Raw genomic sequence first — 17,855 nt, forward strand, 5'->3', positions numbered from 1 at the left:
AAGTAATTTAATCTTTATACGAAAGAAAAGAGGTCGCTTATGATTTTCAATATCCAGCGCTATTCCACGCATGATGGTCCCGGGATCCGTACTGTGGTGTTCCTTAAGGGATGCTCCCTGGGCTGTCGGTGGTGCCAGAATCCGGAAAGTCGCGCCCGTACGCAGGATCTGCTCTATGACGCACGCCTGTGCCTTGATGGTTGCGATCTTTGTGTTCAGGCAGCACCCGCAGTAATTGAGCGGGCACTAAGCGGGTTGCTGATTCATCGCGAAAAACTGACCGATGACGATCTGACGGCGCTGACCCACTGCTGTCCAACGCAGGCGCTAACCGTCTGTGGAGAGATAAAAAGCGTGGACGAAATCATGGCGACCGTATTGCGTGATAAACCGTTTTACGATCGCAGCGGAGGGGGCCTCACCCTGTCCGGTGGTGAACCGTTTATGCAGCCAGAGCTGGCGGCTTCTTTGCTCAAAGCCAGCCACGACGCCGGCATTCATACCGCAGTGGAAACCTGCCTGCATGTCCCGTGGAAATATATTGAACCATCATTATCTGACGTCGATCTGTTTCTGGCCGATCTAAAACACGTGGCGGATGCGCCGTTTAAACAGTGGACCGATGGCAGCGCCTCTCGTGTGCTGGAAAATCTAAAAAAACTGGCCGCAGCTGGTAAAAAAATGATTATCCGCGTACCGCTGATTCAGGGATTCAACGCTGACGAAGCCGCCATCCAGGCTATTACCGATTTTGCTGCCGACGAGCTTCACGTCGGGGAGATTCATTTTTTGCCCTACCACACCCTTGGTATCAACAAATACCACTTACTCAGTCAACCCTACAACGCACCGGATAAACCGCTTGATGCGCCTGCACTGCTCGAATTTGCCCAGCAGTATGCCAGCCTTAAAGGTTTAACCGCGACCCTACGAGGATAATCGCCATGACCACTCTGAAACTGGACACACTCAGCGATCGTATCAAAGCGCATAAAACAGCCCTGATCCACATCGTGAAACCGCCGGTTTGTACCGAGCGCGCCCAGCACTATACCGAGATGTATCAGCAACACCTGGATAAGCCGATCCCGGTACGCCGCGCGCTGGCGCTGGCCCATCATCTGGCGGAACGCACCATCTGGATCAAGCATGACGAACTGATTATCGGTAACCAGGCAAGCGAAGTGCGCGCCGCGCCGATCTTCCCGGAATACACCGTCTCCTGGATTGAAAAAGAGATCGACGACCTCGCCGACAGACCGGGCGCAGGCTTTGCGGTAAGCGAAGAGAATAAACGCGTCTTACACGAGGTGTGTCCGTGGTGGCGTGGTCAGACCGTGCAGGATCGCTGCTACGGGATGTTCACTGACGAGCAGAAAGGGCTGCTGGAAACCGGCATTATCAAAGCCGAAGGTAATATGACCTCCGGCGACGCACACCTGGCGGTGAACTTCCCGCTACTACTGGAAAAAGGTCTCGACGGCCTGCGCCACAAGGTCGATGAACGTCGCTCCCGCATCAATCTGACGTGTCTGGACGATCTCCACGGCGATCAGTTCCTGAAAGCGATTGATATCGTGCTGGAGGCCGTCAGCCTGCACATTGAGCGCTTTGCCGCGCTGGCGCGTAAAATGGCGTCCACAGAAACGCGCACCAGCCGTCGTGATGAACTGCTGACCATGGCGGAAAACTGTGATGTGATTGCCCATGAGCCACCAAAAACATTCTGGCAGGCGTTGCAGTTGTGCTATTTCATCCAGTTGATTCTGCAAATTGAATCTAACGGTCACTCAGTGTCGTTTGGCCGTATGGATCAGTACCTCTACCCGTTCTACCGTCGCGACGTAGAACTGAATCAGAGCCTCGATCGTGAGCACGCCATTGAGCTGTTGCACAGCTGCTGGCTGAAACTGCTGGAAGTGAACAAAATCCGTTCCGGCTCCCATTCGAAAGCCTCAGCGGGCAGCCCGCTCTATCAGAACGTAACCATAGGTGGCCAGAACCTGGTCAGCGGTCAGGCGATGGATGCCGTCAACCCGCTCTCCTACGCCATTCTGGAATCATGTGGTCGCCTGCGTTCTACTCAGCCGAACCTGAGCGTGCGTTATCACGCGGGGATGAGTAATGACTTCCTTGATGCCTGCGTGCAGGTGATCCGCTGCGGCTTCGGGATGCCAGCCTTTAACAACGATGAAATCGTCATTCCGGAATTCATTAAGCTGGGCATTGAACCGCAAGACGCCTATGACTATGCAGCGATTGGTTGCATCGAAACCGCCGTTGGCGGCAAATGGGGCTACCGCTGCACCGGCATGAGCTTTATTAACTTTGCCCGCGTGATGCTGGCGGCGCTGGAAGGCGGACGCGATGCCACCAGCGGCAAAGTCTTCCTGCCGCAGGAAAAAGCGCTCTCAGCTGGCAACTTCAACAATTTCGATGAAGTGATGGATGCCTGGGATACACAGATTCGCTACTACACGCGTAAATCCATTGAAATCGAGTATGTCGTTGACACCATGCTGGAAGAGAACGTACACGATATTCTGTGCTCCGCGCTGGTAGACGACTGTATCGAACGCGCGAAAAGCATTAAGCAAGGCGGCGCGAAGTATGACTGGGTATCAGGTTTGCAGGTGGGTATCGCCAACCTCGGCAACAGCCTGGCAGCAGTGAAGAAACTGGTCTTTGAACAGGGCGCTATCGGTCAACAACAACTGGCCGCCGCGCTGGCCGATGATTTTGACGGTCTGACCCATGAGCAGTTACGCCAACGGCTAATCAACGGCGCACCAAAATACGGCAACGATGACGATAGCGTTGATACGCTGCTGGCCCGCGCTTATCAGACTTATATCGATGAACTGAAACAGTATCATAATCCGCGTTACGGACGTGGCCCGGTTGGCGGCAATTACTACGCCGGGACCTCGTCTATTTCTGCAAACGTGCCGTTTGGCGCAGCAACGATGGCAACGCCGGATGGCCGTAAAGCACACACTCCACTGGCAGAAGGCGCAAGCCCGGCTTCCGGTACGGACCATCTCGGCCCAACTGCGGTAATTGGCTCGGTGGGTAAACTGCCGACCGGTTCGATTCTCGGTGGCGTGCTGTTAAATCAGAAGCTGAACCCGGCCACGCTGGAAAATGAGTCTGACAAACAAAAGCTGATGATTCTGTTGCGTACCTTCTTTGAAGAGCACAAAGGTTGGCATATTCAGTACAACATCGTTTCTCGTGAAACGCTGCTGGAAGCCAAAAAACACCCGGATCAGTACCGTGATCTGGTGGTGCGTGTAGCGGGTTATTCCGCCTTCTTCACCGCTCTCTCACCGGATGCACAGGACGATATCATCGCGCGCACTGAACATATGCTGTAGCCCTCCCGCCCGGTGGCGCTGCGCTTACCGGGCTTACATACTCCCCTTTAGCCGGGTAAGGCGAAGTTGCCACCTGGCGTTTTACTTTCATTCGAAATTAAATTTGTGCTTTAGTTCACATTGTTATTAAAATGTTTCTGGTCGCAGTTATGAGCCAGGAGCATATATGACCATCAAAGTTATCGTCACCGATATGGACGGAACTTTTCTCGACGACGCCAAGCAATACGATCGTGCACGCTTTATGGCGCAGTATCAGGAACTGAAGAAACGAGATATTGAATTTGTCGTGGCAAGCGGCAACCAGTATTACCAGTTGATCTCCTTTTTCCCGCAGCTCAAAGATGAGATCTCTTTTGTCGCCGAGAACGGGGCGCTGGTGTTTGAACATGGCAAACAGCTGTTTCACGGCGAACTTACGCGCCACGAATCACGCATTGTCATTGGCGAACTGCTCAAAGATAAGCAGCTCAACTTTGTGGCCTGTGGACTGCAAAGCGCCTACGTGAGCGAAAATGCCCCAGAGTCCTTTGTCGGTTTGATGTCAAAACACTACCACCGCCTGAAACCCGTAAAGGATTATCAGGATATCGACGATGTGCTGTTCAAGTTCTCGCTGAATTTACCGGACCAACAGATCCCGCTGGTTATCGATCACCTTCATTCTGCTCTAGACGGCATTATGAAGCCCGTCACCAGCGGCTTTGGGTTTATCGACCTGATCATTCCAGGCTTACATAAAGCCAACGGAATCAGCCGTCTGCTAAAACGCTGGAACCTGTCACCGCAAAACGTGGTCGCCATTGGCGACAGTGGCAATGACGCGGAAATGCTGAAGATGGCGCACTACTCTTTCGCCATGGCCAATGCGGCAGAGAGCATCAAAGCGATTGCCCGCTATCAGACCGATGACAATAACCATCAAGGCGCGCTGAACGTAATTCAGGCAGTGCTGGATAACACTTCACCTTTTAACGTCTGATCCTGCCAACCGGGGTATCCCTCATCCCGGTTTTCACTCTTTTTCTATTTTGCTCACACCAGCAGGTTTTTAAACTTGCATTAACCAATTTTTAACTTATATTGTCACTTGCAATCAAATTTAGTTTCGAATGAAGATTAATGCGAGGTGGTTATGGCTTTTACTTTTACCAGCGACACGTTGCCCGCCGATCACAAAGCGGCAATCCGTCAGATGAAACAGCAACTGCGGGCACAGCTTGGGGATGTTCAGTTGATCTTCAATCAGCTGAGCGATGCCATTGCCACCCGCGTGGCGGAAATCAACGCTCTCAAAGCGCAAGGTTCCCCGGTATGGCCTGTGTTGTCCTATGCGGATATCAAAGCGGGTCGCGTGAGTGCAGAGCAGCGTGAAGAAATTAAGCGTCGCGGATGCGCAGTCATTAAAGGGCATTTCCCCCGCGAACAGGCGTTGGCATGGGATCAGTCGATGCTTGATTACCTGGATCGCAACCATTTTGATGACGTCTACAAAGGGCCAGGCGATAACTTCTTCGGCACCCTGAGCGCATCGCGACCTGAAATCTACCCCATTTACTGGTCCCAGGCGCAGATGCAGGCCCGCCAAAGTGAAGAAATGGCCAATGCGCAGTCGTTCCTCAATCGTCTTTGGACATTTTCAAGCGAAGGTAAACAATGGTTTAACCCGGATGTCAGCGTTATCTACCCTGACCGTATACGCCGCCGTCCGCCGGGAACCACCTCCAAAGGGCTGGGCGCGCATACGGATTCCGGCGCGCTGGAACGCTGGCTGCTGCCTGCGTATCAGCAGGTATTTGCTCATGTTTTCAATGGCAAGCTGGCAGATTACGATCCATGGCAGGCTGCGCATCGCACCGAAGTAGAAGAGTACACGGTGGATAACACCACCAAATGTTCAGTGTTCCGTACCTTCCAGGGCTGGACTGCGTTGTCCGATATGCTGCCAGGTCAGGGATTGTTGCACGTGGTTCCGATTCCTGAAGCGATGGCGTATGTGCTGTTACGCCCATTGCTTGACGATGTGCCGGAAGATGAGCTTTGCGGCGTAGCGCCCGGCAGAGTCCTGCCGATTTCTGCGCAATGGCATCCGTTGCTGATTGAAGCGTTAACCAGCATTCCACAACTGGACGCCGGAGACTCCGTGTGGTGGCATTGCGATGTGATTCACTCCGTCGCGCCTGTAGAAAATCAGCAGGGCTGGGGTAACGTTATGTATATCCCTGCCGCCCCGATGTGCGAAAAAAATCTGGCCTACGCCCACAAAGTGAAAGCTGCGCTGGAAAAAGGCGCATCGCCGGGTGATTTCCCGCGAGAGGATTATGAAACTAACTGGGAAGGACGCTTCACGCTGGAGGATTTGAATATCCACGGTAAACGCGCGCTGGGGATTATTTAATATGTAGCTTACACAATTTTCCCTAGGTATTTCGCGTTACAGGAAGGCGACCAGCCTGTAAATCCCCGGGAGCTTACATAAGTAAGTGACCGGGGTGAACAGGTGCAGCCAACACACCTGTAACACGAAAGACGACGGGTGAATTAACCGTCAATACCTTTACTACGCAGGTAATCTTCGTAGTTGCCGGTGAAGTCGATCACGCGTTCCGGCGTAATCTCAATCACGCGGGTCGCCAGGGAACTGACGAACTCACGGTCGTGAGAAACAAAGATCAACGTGCCCTGATACATTTCCAGCGCCATGTTCAGCGACTCGATAGATTCCATATCCAGGTGGTTGGTCGGTTCATCCATGACCAGGATATTCGGTTTCTGCATCATCAGCTTACCGAACAGCATGCGTCCTTTTTCACCACCGGAGAGCACTTTTGCAGGTTTCTTGATATCGTCCTGGCTGAAAAGCAGACGGCCAAGGAAGCTGCGCACAACCTGCTCATCATCGCCTTCTTGTTTCCACTGGCTCATCCATTCGAAGACGGTCAGATCGTTTTCAAACTCGTATTCATGATCCTGCGCGTAGTAACCCACCTGGGCGTTTTCAGACCACTTAACGGTACCGTTGTCCGGCTGCAAATCGCCAACCAACGTTTTCAGCATGGTGGATTTACCCACGCCGTTGGCACCAATGATGGCAACCTTCTCCCCTACTTCCAGCAGCAGGTTGAAGTTTTTAAACAGCGGACCTTCATCAAAACCTTTCGCCAGCGCTTCCACTTCCAGCGCGTTACGGAACAGTTTCTTATCCTGTTCGAAGCGGATGAACGGGTTCTGACGGCTGGACGCTTTCACTTCGTCGAGCTTGATCTTATCAATCTGACGCGCACGAGAGGTCGCCTGTCGAGATTTAGACGCGTTGGCGCTAAAGCGGCTGACGAAGGATTGCAGATCGGCAATCTGTGCTTTCTTCTTGGCGTTATCGGCCAGCAGACGTTCACGCGCCTGGGTTGCCGCCGTCATGTATTCGTCGTAGTTACCCGGATAAACACGCAGTTCGCCATAGTCCAGATCCGCCATGTGTGTACAGACCATGTTCAGGAAGTGACGGTCGTGCGAAATGATGATCATGGTGCTGTCACGCTCGTTCAGCGTCTGCTCCAGCCAGCGAATGGTGTCGATATCCAGGTTGTTCGTTGGTTCGTCGAGCAGCAGAATGTCCGGGTTAGAGAACAGCGCCTGCGCCAGAAGCACACGCAGCTTCCAGCCGGGCGCGACTTCGCTCATCGGGCCGTAATGCTGTTCTACCGGAATACCTACGCCCAGCAGCAGTTCACCCGCACGCGCTTCCGCAGAGTAGCCGTCCATTTCGCCATACTGAACTTCGAGATCAGCAACTTTATAGCCGTCTTCTTCGCTCATCTCAGCCAGGGCGTAAATGCGATCGCGCTCCTGCTTCACTTCCCACAGTTCAGCGTGACCCATGATCACGGTGTCAAGCACGGTGAATTCTTCAAAGGCGAATTGATCCTGGCGCAGCTTACCGATACGCTCGTTAGGATCGAGGGAAACGTTACCCAGCGTCGGTTCGAGGTCGCCGCCGAGAATTTTCATAAAAGTGGATTTACCGCTACCGTTCGCGCCAATCAGGCCGTAACGGTTGCCGCCGCCAAATTTGACGGAAATATTTTCAAACAGCGGCTTACTGCCGAACTGCATGGTGACGTTGCTGGAAACTAACACTGGCGTATCCTGAAAGAGAAAGAAATATGTGACAAACCGCTTATTATGCCATAAGTCTGCAAGAAGATCGCGTCTTCATGCGGAAGGGATAAAGTGAAAACAAAAGGAAAAAAATGTGATTTAGTACACATCCGAATTCCTTGTTGCTCAGATTGCACATATAATGCGTGCCCAACACTACATAAATCTCAACCCACTAGCCTGCCTGGCACTGAATCTCGCATACATGAATATGAATATGAAATTAACAACGCTTTTCGCGGCGGCACTTGCAATAGTTGGTTTTTGTAATACCGCTTCAGCCGTCACGTACCCGCTGCCGACCGATGGTAGCCGTTTGATTGGCCAAAACCAGGTCATTACTATTCCTGAAGGCAACACCCAACCGCTGGAGTATTTTGCGGCAGAGTATCAGATGGGTCTGTCTAACATGCTGGAAGCCAACCCGGGCGTGGATACCTTCCTGCCGAAAGGCGGCACCGTGCTGAACATTCCTCAGCAGTTAATCCTGCCGGATACCGTGCATGAAGGTATTGTTATCAACAGCGCTGAAATGCGTCTGTACTACTACCCGAAAGGCACCAACACCGTCATTGTTCTGCCGATCGGTATCGGCCAGTTGGGCAAAGACACACCAATCAACTGGACCACCAAAGTAGAACGTAAAAAAGCAGGCCCAACCTGGACGCCAACGGCGAAAATGCATGCGGAATACCGCGCTGCAGGCGAGCCGCTGCCAGCCGTTGTTCCGGCTGGTCCGGATAACCCGATGGGACTGTACGCGCTGTATATCGGTCGACTGTATGCTATCCACGGTACCAATGCTAACTTCGGCGTCGGCTTACGTGTCAGCCACGGTTGCGTACGTCTGCGTAACGACGACATCAAATTCTTGTTTGAAAATGTGCCGGTCGGCACCCGTGTACAGTTTATTGATGAGCCGGTAAAAGCCACTACCGAACCAGACGGTAGCCGTTACATCGAAGTACATAACCCGCTGTCTACGACTGAAGCACAGTTCGAAGGCGGGGAAATTGTACCGATTACCCTGACCAAGAGCATTACCAGCATCACCGGTCAGCCTGACGTCGATCAGGCCGTCGTTGAGCAGGCAGTACAGAACCGTTCTGGTATGCCGGTTCGCCTGAACTAATCAGCTATACATGCCCGATGGCGCTACGCTTATCGGGCCTACCAACACTGTAGGCCGGATTAGGCGCCAGCCGCCATCCGGCACACCACATCAATTACATCATCAGCAACAAACCATAACCCACCAGCGCCGCCCATATCAGCATCGGTACCGAATACCAATGAAAACGCCACCAGATCCGGCGGTCGTTTGCCATCCGTAACGCAATGAGATTCGCCAGCGATCCTGGCAACAGCCCAAAGCCGCCCACATTGACCGCCCAGGCCAGAAGCAGCGTTGGCGGGACGTAGTTCAGCAGCAAAATCGTACTGGGCACATTACTGATAAACTGAGACAGGCCAATGGCGGTCAGCCAAAGTCCCGGCGCTGAAAGCGCGCCAATCTGGTGGGTTATCCCCTGCAGGGCCGGAAGCTGCGTCAGCAAGTGCACATCAATGAACATCGCCATAAACACCAACAGCAGCGTCCAGTCTACGCTGAGGATCACGCGGCGAGCCAGCACCATGAACCCTGCCGCCACAATCGCCAGACCCCACAGCTCTTGTTTTAACTCCAGTGCTGCAAGGAAGATGATATACAACACCAGACAGCCCCACACCAGACGCGGTTGCCAGTCAGGTGCGCGCGTACCGGTGTGATAATGCAATGCTTTATTCGGGAAACTAAACCAGCACAGCACCACCAGCGTCAGCATCATGGCCCCCGCAAGCGGCGCCATTTGCCAGGTAAACGCGGTAAACGATAAGCCTGAGCGTCCCCACATCAGAATGTTTTGTGGATTGCCTATTGGCGTTAGCAACGATCCGGCGTTAACCGCCAGCGCCTCAAAGATAATCAGGCGATTCACCGGAATAGCGCACAATTTTTTCAGAGTGATGGTCAGCGGAACAACAATAAACAGCGCAACATCGTTGGTCAGAAACGTCGACAACAACGCCGCCGCCAGCACCATAAATATCGCCAGCTGGCGCTCTGTTTTGAAACGGCGGGTCATCTTGCGCCCTAACACATCGAAGTAACCACTTAGCTCCACGCCTTTGGTCAGTAACATCAGGCCACTGAGCGTGATAATTGTGTGCCAGTCAATCGCTCCCGGCCACGACCGAGGTGTAAATGGCGTGAACAGGCTCAGTACAACCCCAACGATGATTAACAGCTGGAAAAAACGATCGCGCTGTAAGGCGCGTAATAAAGGAAAACTCATTCAGAGCCTGTTCCTTGCTGTTGCGTAAACCGGCTAAAAGCCTCCAGCGTTTCCTTACTGACGTGATGCTCCATCCCCTCCGCGTCGCGACGGGCAATTTCCGGACTGATACCTAACATCAACAGGAAATTCTCCACAATCTGATGACGCTCCCGACTTTCCTGAGCCAGTCGTTCACCTTCTGCGGTTAAAAACACGCCTCGCCAGGGGATCATTTCAATCAATCCGACTGAAGCAAGACGCTTAAGCATTTTAGCAACCGTCGGCTGGGAAACCCCAAGCCGTGCGGCCATATCCACCTGGCGCGCTTCACCTACCTCAATAATGAGATCGGAAATCAGCTCTACGTAGTCATCAATCAGCTCACGGCGATGCGCCTCCCGGACCTGACGAAATCCTTCAACGTGTTCTTCGACATTCACCAATTGCGTCACTTTTTTTGTTGTTGGCGTACCTGCGCGACGACTCATTCTGCTTCCTCGTTACTGTGACGCGTTAACGGCATCTGATTAGAGAGCACTCATTGTAAACCAGAGTTGCGCGGGCACAAAAAATTAACGTTTTAGCAATAGCTATATAATATAGCCTGTGCTATATCTGTATATAATAAAGACATCCCTCAAGGATTGATGGGATCGTGAAGTCAGGAGGTTTACATGAATGAATTTAAGAGGTGTATACGCGTGTTTAGCCACTCTCCCTTTAAAGTACGGTTGATGCTGATCTCTATGCTGTGTGACATGATTAACAGCAAACCAGAGAAGGATAAACCTTCAGAAAAATAATGCGGCGTCGCGGTACGCCGCTTCATTTTCCTGCCGTCATCCGGGTACGGTGGTGGTTTTCATCTCAATAACCCTTCTTTTTGTCAGTTTTGCCACGTCCCTCGCAAAACAATTTCTTTGTAGTAGTTGACCTTCTCTTGCGCACACTCTATCTTTTCGCAGCCCTGCGTATATTGCGGCTCGCGGATGCGGACCCTATCCCTCTTCTCGCTCTCTCAGGCAGGCAATGACCCTTAGCGCCAGGGTAAGCACATGGCGTTTTTGTAACAGTGGCATATGAATTTAACCCTCAAAGATTCAATCATTGCTCGTAGCCGGGCGATTAGTCCGTGGACTGGCCTCTATTTCTTACAGTCTCTGCTGATCAACCTTGCGCTGGGCTATCCGCTTAGCCTGCTCTATAGCGTTGCTTTCACCTGTATATTAATGCTGATGTGGCGCAGCGCGCCACGCGCGCAGAAAGTGCTGATTGGCATTTGCTCGCTGATTGCGGCAATGTATTTTCCGTTCGGCCAGGCTTACGGCTCACCGAACTTCAATACCTTGCTGGCGCTGCACTCAACCAATATGGAAGAGTCCACCGAAATCCTGACCATCTTCCCCTGGTACAGTTATCTGGTTGGGGTGTTTATTTTCGCCCTCGGCGTTATCGCCGTACGTCGTAAAAAAGATGAACAAAAGCGTGGCTGGAACAAGTTCGACAGCGTTTGTTTGCTGTTCAGCGTTGTCGCATTCTTTGTTACCCCGGTACAAAACCTGGCCTGGGGCGGCGTGTTCAAGCTGAAAGACACTGGCTATCCGGTATTCCGCTTTGCCAAGGACGTGATCGTCAATAACAACGAAGTGCTCGACGAACAAGAGCGTATGGCGAAGCTGTCGAGCGTGAAAGACAGTTGGACCGTAACCGCCGTGAAGCCGAAGTATCACACCTACGTCGTGGTGATCGGCGAAAGCGCCCGCCGCGATGCGTTAGGCGCGTTTGGCGGCCACTGGGATAACACCCCGTTTGCCAGCTCCGTTAACGGCTACATCTTTGCGGATTACATTGCTGCCAGCGGTTCAACGCAAAAATCACTCGGCCTGACGCTGAATCGGGTGATCGACAATAAGCCCCAGTTCCAGGATAACTTTGTCACCCTGGCCAACCGCGCGGGTTTCCAGACATGGTGGTTTTCCAATCAGGGACAAATTGGTGAATACGACACGGCCATCGCCAGCATTGCAAAACGCGCTGATGAAGTTCAGTTCCTCAAGAACGGTGACTTCGAAGCGGATAAAAATACCCGTGACGAAGCGCTGTTGAAGATGACCGCTCAGGTGCTGGCAACCGAGCGCACTCAGCCGCAGCTTATTGTACTGCATTTAATGGGCTCACATCCGCAGGCCTGCGACCGTACGCAGGGTAAGTACGAGGCTTTCGTCCAGTCAAAAGAGACGTCTTGCTACCTGTACACCATGACGCAAACGGATGACCTACTGCGCCAGCTATACGATCAGCTACGTAATAGCGGTACCAGCTTCTCGATGGTCTATTTCTCCGATCATGGCCTCGCGTTTAAAGAACGGGGAAAAGAGGTGCAGTACCTGGCGCATGACGATCAGTTCCAGCAAAATTTCCAGGTACCTTTCATGGTGCTTTCGAGTGATGATAAAGCGCATCGGGTGATTAAGGCCCGTCGATCCGCCAATGATTTCCTCAGCTTTTTCTCGCAGTGGACAGGGATCAGCGCAAAAGAAATCACCAACAGCTACCGCTTTATCTCAGAGAAAAAAGCCGGGCCGGTGTACATCACCAACTTTAAGCTGCAGAAGGTGGACTACAACCACCTTGGTACCGACATCTTCGAAACCAAATCTCGTTAACAGCTCATATTGCAGGCAAAAAAAATCCGCCCCGAGAGGCGGATTTTTCATATCACCGAAGTGATTAGAAGCGGTAACCCACGCCAGCGATCCAGGTGCCAACGTCAACGCTACGAATACGGCTCTGCTCGTAGGAGAAGTCCAGAGCAACGTTTTCGATCGGGTTGAACTGCAGACCAGCACCGTAAGAGAAACCGTAGTCGCTGGTGGTGTGGTTGTCAGCCGGGGATGCTGCGTTCTGGAATTTACCGTAACCAACACCCACTACACCGTAGATGCTTGCCCAGTCGTTCAGACGGTAAGCCGGACCAGCAGTGATGCCGTAGTACTGGGTTTTGTTGTAGTCGCCAGAAGCATCGGTACGATCTTTTTCAGTGTAAGTGAAGGAACCGATAACACCCAGCGGGTTGTTGTCCTGCTCGTAGCGATACTTCAGGTTGAAACCGTTCATTTTGTTCGCTGCGCCCTGAGCATCGCTCTGAGCGTAACCACCGGTAACGGTAGAAGTAGCAGCTACAGCAGTACCTGCGGAGAAAGCCAGAACAGCGGCCAGTGCTGAAAGACATGCAATTTTTTTCATAACCACCTCAAATGTGCTTCAAGTAAATCTTAAGTTTTAAATATACCAAAAATTGATGGGAAACTCTTTGCGATTAGCGATGTCTAACGGGGTCTTTCATGTAACAGAACATTTCAGAAATCCGCTATCTCTTTCAATTAACATCACTTTTCTAACGTAAAATGCCATTATTGCGCGCACAATATGGCACATTCATCCAGATTATTCCTAATCACACAGATTATTAATCCATCATTTTCATGCCATTGTACGGAACTGAGCAATTTTTTTTTCAACGAATACTCAACCACATGTGTGTATTTCCATTACACTCGCTGTTTTACTTCTATTGACATAATTTGACAGGAGAAAGGATGCCGGGGTCGTCACGTAAAGCGCCAGTCTGGTTGCCTATTTTGGTTTTGCTAATTGCTATGTCCTCCATTCAAAGCGGAGCATCTCTGGCGAAATCGCTGTTCCCGCTCGTCGGCGCGCCGGGCGTTACCGCGTTGCGCCTTGCGTTGGGCACCCTCATCCTTATCGCCTTCTTTAAACCCTGGCGTTTGCGATTCGCCAAAGAACAGCGCCTGCCCCTTCTGTTTTATGGCCTGTCTCTGGGCGGGATGAACTATCTCTTCTATCTGTCAATCCAGACCGTACCACTGGGAATTGCCGTGGCGCTGGAATTTACCGGCCCGCTGGCGGTAGCGCTGTTTTCATCCCGGCGCCCGGTGGATTTCATTTGGGTTGCACTGGCTGTACTCGGACTGTGGTTCCTGCTGCCATTAGGTCAGGACGTTTCTCACGTCGATTTAACCGGTGCTGCGCTAGCGCTGGGGGCTGGTGCCTGCTGGGCCATCTATATTCTTACCGGGCAGCGAGCCGGGGCGGAACACGGTCCGGCAACCGTCGCAGTAGGGTCATTAATTGCAGCACTGGTATTTGTGCCAATCGGCGCGATCCAGGCTGGTGATGCCCTGTGGCATTGGTCCATTCTGCCGTTAGGCCTGGCCATTGCAGTCCTCTCTACTGCACTTCCCTATTCACTGGAGATGATTGCGTTGACGCGCCTGCCGACGCGTACTTTCGGTACATTGATGAGTATGGAACCTGCCCTGGCAGCAGTTTCCGGAATGATCTTCCTCGGTGAAACGCTGACGCTTATCCAGACACTCGCTCTGGGTGCCATTATCGTCGCATCAATGGGCTCCACGCTCACTATTCGTAAAGAGCCACAAATAAAACAAGTCGACGTGAATTAACCACGTAATATTCTGCATGGTTTGCATAATCATGCAGAATATCCAATTGTAAATCTGCGTGATAATAATTCTAAAAAATATAATTTTCTCATCCGCATATTTCATTAATCTCAAAATTAACATAAAAATAACACCGCGCAAGAAACACAACAATCAATGCATTGATTTTATTAGGTATTTTATATTTATCCTTTCTTCGCTATTAAAGTAATAGGCAACACCGGAAAAAAAAATCCAAATTTAGCGCTATACTTAATTCCGTTGAAGAGTTGGGACATAAATATCAAGAGGATATGAAAATATGAGTACCGCGAAACTGGTAAAAACAAAAGCATCCGCTCTCCTTTATACCCGCAACGATGTGTCTGATAGCGAAAAGAAAGCGACCGTAGAACTGCTGAATCAGCAAGTAATCCAGTTCATTGACCTGTCATTGATCACCAAACAGGCTCACTGGAACATGCGCGGCGCAAACTTCATTGCGGTACATGAAATGCTGGATGGCTTCCGTACAGCCCTGACCGATCACCTCGACACGATGGCTGAACGCGCCGTACAGTTGGGCGGAGTGGCACTGGGCACAACTCAGGTTATTAATAGCAAAACGCCTCTGAAAAGTTACCCGCTGGATATCCATAGCGTACAGGACCACTTAAAAGAACTGGCTGAACGTTATGCCGTAGTTGCAAACAGCGTACGTAAGGCTATTAGCGAAGCAAAAGACGAAGATACCGCAGATATCTTTACCGCAGCTTCTCGCGACCTCGATAAATTCCTGTGGTTTATCGAAGCCAACATTGAGTAACAGCAGACATAAGAATTACCTATATAACCCTCGCTCCGGCGGGGGTTTTGCACATCTATGGTGCATAACATTGATCGTTCGTCACTCCAAAGTAAATTATTTGTAATAATCACCTCACACAATCGTTAACGAAAGATTGTTTTATCAACAATTTTTACGCTAAATAGTCATACCGTTTGCACCATGGCTGGTTCGCACCAAATGAGTGCCCCAAAACAGTGCAAATTACTCGCTTTGCCCTACTTATTGTGCAGAGAAACGAGATACCCTCTTGTTAAAACAATGAGTTGCAAAATTGGCACGATTCTTTCATTAAGCCATATGTTCTCGCAGGGGATCGCCCCGTGGATATAAAAGGAAATCCTATGAAGTCTGTATTAAAAGTTTCACTGGCTGCACTTACCCTGGCTTTTGCGGTGTCTTCCCATGCCGCAGACAAGAAACTGGTTGTCGCAACCGACACCGCGTTTGTACCGTTTGAATTCAAACAGGGTGACAAATACGTTGGTTTTGATGTGGATCTGTGGGCTGCCGTCGCCAAAGAATTGAAACTGGATTATGAACTGAAACCAATGGATTTCAGCGGCATCATCCCGGCTCTGCAAACCAAAAACGTCGACCTGGCGCTGGCGGGTATCACCATCACAGATGAGCGTAAAAAAGCGATCGACTTCTCCGATGGCTACTACAAAAGCGGTCTATTAGTGATGGTGAAAGCAAATAACAACGACGTCAAAAGCGTAAAAGATCTGGATGGTAAAGTCGTTGCAGTTAAGAGCGGCACCGGTTCCGTTGATTACGCGAAAGCGAATATCAAAACCAAAGACCTGCGTCAGTTCCCGAACATCGATAACGCCTATATGGAACTGGGCACCAACCGCGCAGACGCCGTGCTGCACGACACACCAAACATTCTTTACTTCATCAAAACAGCTGGCAATGGTCAGTTCAAAGCTGTAGGCGAATCACTGGAAGCCCAGCAGTACGGCATCGCCTTCCCGAAAGGCAGCGACGACCTGCGTGAGAAAGTGAACGGCGCGCTGAAAACGCTGAAAGAGAACGGTACTTACAACGAAATCTACAAAAAATGGTTCGGTACTGAACCTAAATAATAACCGGTAGCGTTGCCCGGTGGCGTGATGCTTACCGGGCCTACGCCTGGATTTTTGAGACCTGTAAGCCGGATAAGCCCAGCACATCCGGCAAAACGGGCATTTGAATATTTACACCACGGTAACAGGAACGACATATGCAGTTTGACTGGAGTGCCATCTGGCCCGCCATCCCGCTTTTGATTGAAGGCGCCAAAATGACCCTGTGGATCTCGGTCCTCGGTCTGGCTGGCGGTCTGATAATCGGACTTGCAGCAGGGTTTGCGCGCACTTTCGGCGGTTGGATCGCCAACCACGTAGCGCTGGTGTTTATCGAAGTCATTCGCGGTACGCCAATCGTTGTGCAAGTAATGTTTATTTACTTCGCTCTACCAATGGCATTTAACGATTTACGCATTGACCCCTTTAGCGCCGCCGTTGTCACCATCATGATCAACTCCGGTGCCTATATTGCGGAAATCACTCGCGGTGCGGTGCTCTCAATCCATAAAGGATTCAGCGAAGCCGGACTGGCACTTGGACTTTCACGCACAGAGACTATTCGCCACGTTATTTTGCCTCTCGCGCTGCGTCGTATGCTGCCGCCGCTGGGCAACCAGTGGATCATCAGCATTAAAGATACCTCGCTGTTTATTGTCATTGGCGTCGCTGAACTGACCCGTCAGGGCCAGGAAATCATTGCCGGTAACTTCCGCGCACTGGAAATCTGGAGCGCCGTTGCGGTGTTCTATCTGATCATTACGCTGGTGCTGAGCTTCATTCTGCGTCGTCTGGAAAGAAGGATGAAAATCCTGTGATTGAATTTAAAAACGTTTCTAAGCACTTTGGTCCAACCCAGGTGCTGCACAATATTGACCTGAACATTCAACAGGGTGAAGTAGTGGTGATTATCGGGCCGTCAGGATCCGGTAAATCTACCCTGCTACGCTGCATTAACAAACTGGAAGAGATAACCTCTGGCGATCTGATCGTCGACGGTCTGAAAGTGAACGATCCGAAGGTAGACGAGCGGTTAATTCGCCAGGAAGCCGGGATGGTATTTCAGCAGTTCTATCTGTTCCCGCATCTGACGGCGCTGGAAAACGTCATGTTCGGGCCGCAGCGCGTACGCGGGGCGAATAAAGAACAGGCCGAGAAACTGGCGAAAGAACTGCTGGCGAAAGTGGGTCTGGCCGAGCGCGCGCATCACTACCCTTCTGAGCTGTCCGGCGGTCAACAACAGCGTGTGGCTATTGCCCGTGCGCTGGCGGTGAAGCCGAAAATGATGCTGTTTGATGAGCCAACCTCTGCGCTGGACCCGGAACTGCGTCATGAGGTTCTGAAAGTTATGCAGGATCTGGCGGAAGAAGGGATGACCATGGTGATTGTGACCCACGAAATCGGTTTTGCCGAAAAAGTGGCTTCACGCCTGATTTTCATTGATAAGGGTCGTATTGCCGAAGACGGTAATCCGCAGGCCCTGATTGAAAATCCGCCCAGCCAACGCTTACAGGAATTCTTGCAGCACGTTTCCTGATAGCTCTGCCTCCCTTCGCCCGAAGGGAGGTTTTTCACCAGAATCCTCTCATTTCAATTCTCTCCCGCCCTGACATCTATAC

General features: G+C 51.4%; 16 protein-coding genes. 12 read left to right on the forward strand and 4 right to left on the reverse strand.

Going from position 1 to position 17,855, the window contains the following annotated elements; genetic code table 11:
- The first annotated feature begins 39 nt into the window (after positions 1-39).
- From OGX66_RS09255 to OGX66_RS09270, 4 genes are all read left to right on the forward strand, one after another.
- Entirely contained in the window at positions 40-939 is a 900-nt protein-coding gene (locus tag OGX66_RS09255; protein ID WP_048998117.1) for a glycyl-radical enzyme activating protein, read from the forward strand.
- Positions 940-944: 5 nt separating this feature from the next.
- Positions 945-3,377: a glycyl radical protein gene (locus OGX66_RS09260; protein WP_003845442.1), complete on the forward strand. Its 2,433-nt coding sequence runs from the start codon at positions 945-947 to the stop codon at positions 3,375-3,377.
- Positions 3,378-3,543: 166 nt separating this feature from the next.
- Complete coding sequence (locus OGX66_RS09265) at positions 3,544-4,359, forward strand: Cof-type HAD-IIB family hydrolase (RefSeq protein WP_003836989.1); 816 nt, start codon at positions 3,544-3,546, stop codon at positions 4,357-4,359.
- 153 nt (positions 4,360-4,512) lie between these two features.
- Entirely contained in the window at positions 4,513-5,775 is a 1,263-nt protein-coding gene (locus tag OGX66_RS09270) for a DUF1479 domain-containing protein (protein WP_003035273.1), read from the forward strand.
- A 143-nt stretch (positions 5,776-5,918) separates the two neighbouring features.
- Here OGX66_RS09270 and OGX66_RS09275 read toward each other — a convergent pair whose 3' ends face one another.
- Complete coding sequence (locus OGX66_RS09275) at positions 5,919-7,514, reverse strand: ABC-F family ATPase (protein ID WP_003035269.1); 1,596 nt, start codon at positions 7,512-7,514, stop codon at positions 5,919-5,921.
- 232 nt (positions 7,515-7,746) lie between these two features.
- On the opposite strand from OGX66_RS09275, the gene ldtB reads away from it, so the two are divergent.
- On the forward strand, positions 7,747-8,667 hold the full coding sequence (gene ldtB / locus OGX66_RS09280; protein ID WP_003845438.1) for a L,D-transpeptidase: 921 nt from the start codon (positions 7,747-7,749) through the stop codon (positions 8,665-8,667).
- A gap of 94 nt (positions 8,668-8,761) precedes the next feature.
- On the opposite strand, the gene OGX66_RS09285 is transcribed toward ldtB, so the two are convergent.
- Positions 8,762-9,871 carry an anion transporter gene (locus OGX66_RS09285; protein ID WP_048241350.1) on the reverse strand — a complete coding sequence of 370 codons (1,110 nt, stop codon included), beginning with the start codon at positions 9,869-9,871 and terminating at the stop codon, positions 8,762-8,764.
- On the reverse strand, positions 9,868-10,341 hold the full coding sequence (mntR, locus tag OGX66_RS09290; protein ID WP_003035264.1) for a manganese-binding transcriptional regulator MntR: 474 nt from the start codon (positions 10,339-10,341) through the stop codon (positions 9,868-9,870). Before mntR ends, OGX66_RS09285 begins: the two co-directional genes overlap by 4 nt.
- Positions 10,342-10,527: 186 nt before the next feature.
- Here mntR and mntS point away from each other — a divergent pair, with 186 nt between their 5' ends.
- Positions 10,528-10,656: a manganase accumulation protein MntS gene (gene mntS / locus OGX66_RS09295; protein ID WP_003035262.1), complete on the forward strand. Its 129-nt coding sequence runs from the start codon at positions 10,528-10,530 to the stop codon at positions 10,654-10,656.
- Between the two features lie 276 nt (positions 10,657-10,932).
- Positions 10,933-12,519 carry a phosphoethanolamine transferase gene (locus tag OGX66_RS09300; RefSeq protein WP_270921779.1) on the forward strand — a complete coding sequence of 529 codons (1,587 nt, stop codon included), beginning with the start codon at positions 10,933-10,935 and terminating at the stop codon, positions 12,517-12,519.
- Positions 12,520-12,583: 64 nt separating this feature from the next.
- Here OGX66_RS09300 and ompX read toward each other — a convergent pair whose 3' ends face one another.
- A complete protein-coding gene (gene ompX, locus OGX66_RS09305; RefSeq protein ID WP_003035257.1) occupies positions 12,584-13,099 on the reverse strand; it encodes an outer membrane protein OmpX in 516 nt (171 codons plus the stop codon).
- Positions 13,100-13,452: 353 nt separating this feature from the next.
- Here ompX and rhtA point away from each other — a divergent pair, with 353 nt between their 5' ends.
- From rhtA to glnQ, 5 genes are all read left to right on the forward strand, one after another.
- The gene (gene rhtA, locus OGX66_RS09310; RefSeq protein WP_003035255.1) at positions 13,453-14,340 is read left to right on the forward strand and encodes a threonine/homoserine exporter RhtA; all 888 of its coding nucleotides are present in this window, start codon (positions 13,453-13,455) and stop codon (positions 14,338-14,340) included.
- Between the two features lie 301 nt (positions 14,341-14,641).
- The gene (gene dps / locus OGX66_RS09315) at positions 14,642-15,145 is read left to right on the forward strand and encodes a DNA starvation/stationary phase protection protein Dps (protein ID WP_003035253.1); all 504 of its coding nucleotides are present in this window, start codon (positions 14,642-14,644) and stop codon (positions 15,143-15,145) included.
- Between the two features lie 365 nt (positions 15,146-15,510).
- Positions 15,511-16,257, forward strand: a complete 747-nt coding sequence (glnH, locus tag OGX66_RS09320) for a glutamine ABC transporter substrate-binding protein GlnH (protein ID WP_003837002.1) — start codon at positions 15,511-15,513, stop codon at positions 16,255-16,257.
- Between the two features lie 137 nt (positions 16,258-16,394).
- Positions 16,395-17,054, forward strand: coding sequence for a glutamine ABC transporter permease GlnP (gene glnP / locus OGX66_RS09325; protein ID WP_003035248.1), 660 nt, complete (start codon positions 16,395-16,397; stop codon positions 17,052-17,054).
- Positions 17,051-17,773: a glutamine ABC transporter ATP-binding protein GlnQ gene (gene glnQ, locus OGX66_RS09330; RefSeq protein WP_003035246.1), complete on the forward strand. Its 723-nt coding sequence runs from the start codon at positions 17,051-17,053 to the stop codon at positions 17,771-17,773. Before glnP ends, glnQ begins: the two co-directional genes overlap by 4 nt.
- The last annotated feature ends 82 nt before the right edge of the window (positions 17,774-17,855 follow it).

The sequence above is a fragment of the Citrobacter sp. Cf072 genome, from assembly GCF_030334485.1.
Lineage (GTDB): Bacteria > Pseudomonadota > Gammaproteobacteria > Enterobacterales > Enterobacteriaceae > Citrobacter > Citrobacter freundii.

Excerpts from the sequence above, each read along its gene's own strand:
- OGX66_RS09255 (WP_048998117.1), top strand. The coding sequence starts at position 40 with ATGATTTTCAATATCCAGCGCTATTCCACGCATGATGGTCCCGGGATC.
- OGX66_RS09260 (WP_003845442.1), top strand. The coding sequence starts at position 945 with ATGACCACTCTGAAACTGGACACACTCAGCGATCGTATCAAAGCGCAT.
- OGX66_RS09265 (WP_003836989.1), top strand. The coding sequence starts at position 3,544 with ATGACCATCAAAGTTATCGTCACCGATATGGACGGAACTTTTCTCGAC.
- OGX66_RS09270 (WP_003035273.1), top strand. The coding sequence starts at position 4,513 with ATGGCTTTTACTTTTACCAGCGACACGTTGCCCGCCGATCACAAAGCG.
- ldtB (WP_003845438.1), top strand. The coding sequence starts at position 7,747 with ATGAATATGAAATTAACAACGCTTTTCGCGGCGGCACTTGCAATAGTT.
- OGX66_RS09285 (WP_048241350.1), bottom strand. The coding sequence starts at position 9,871 with ATGAGTTTTCCTTTATTACGCGCCTTACAGCGCGATCGTTTTTTCCAG.
- mntR (WP_003035264.1), bottom strand. The coding sequence starts at position 10,341 with ATGAGTCGTCGCGCAGGTACGCCAACAACAAAAAAAGTGACGCAATTG.
- mntS (WP_003035262.1), top strand. The coding sequence starts at position 10,528 with ATGAATGAATTTAAGAGGTGTATACGCGTGTTTAGCCACTCTCCCTTT.
- OGX66_RS09300 (WP_270921779.1), top strand. The coding sequence starts at position 10,933 with ATGAATTTAACCCTCAAAGATTCAATCATTGCTCGTAGCCGGGCGATT.
- ompX (WP_003035257.1), bottom strand. The coding sequence starts at position 13,099 with ATGAAAAAAATTGCATGTCTTTCAGCACTGGCCGCTGTTCTGGCTTTC.
- rhtA (WP_003035255.1), top strand. The coding sequence starts at position 13,453 with ATGCCGGGGTCGTCACGTAAAGCGCCAGTCTGGTTGCCTATTTTGGTT.
- dps (WP_003035253.1), top strand. The coding sequence starts at position 14,642 with ATGAGTACCGCGAAACTGGTAAAAACAAAAGCATCCGCTCTCCTTTAT.
- glnH (WP_003837002.1), top strand. The coding sequence starts at position 15,511 with ATGAAGTCTGTATTAAAAGTTTCACTGGCTGCACTTACCCTGGCTTTT.
- glnP (WP_003035248.1), top strand. The coding sequence starts at position 16,395 with ATGCAGTTTGACTGGAGTGCCATCTGGCCCGCCATCCCGCTTTTGATT.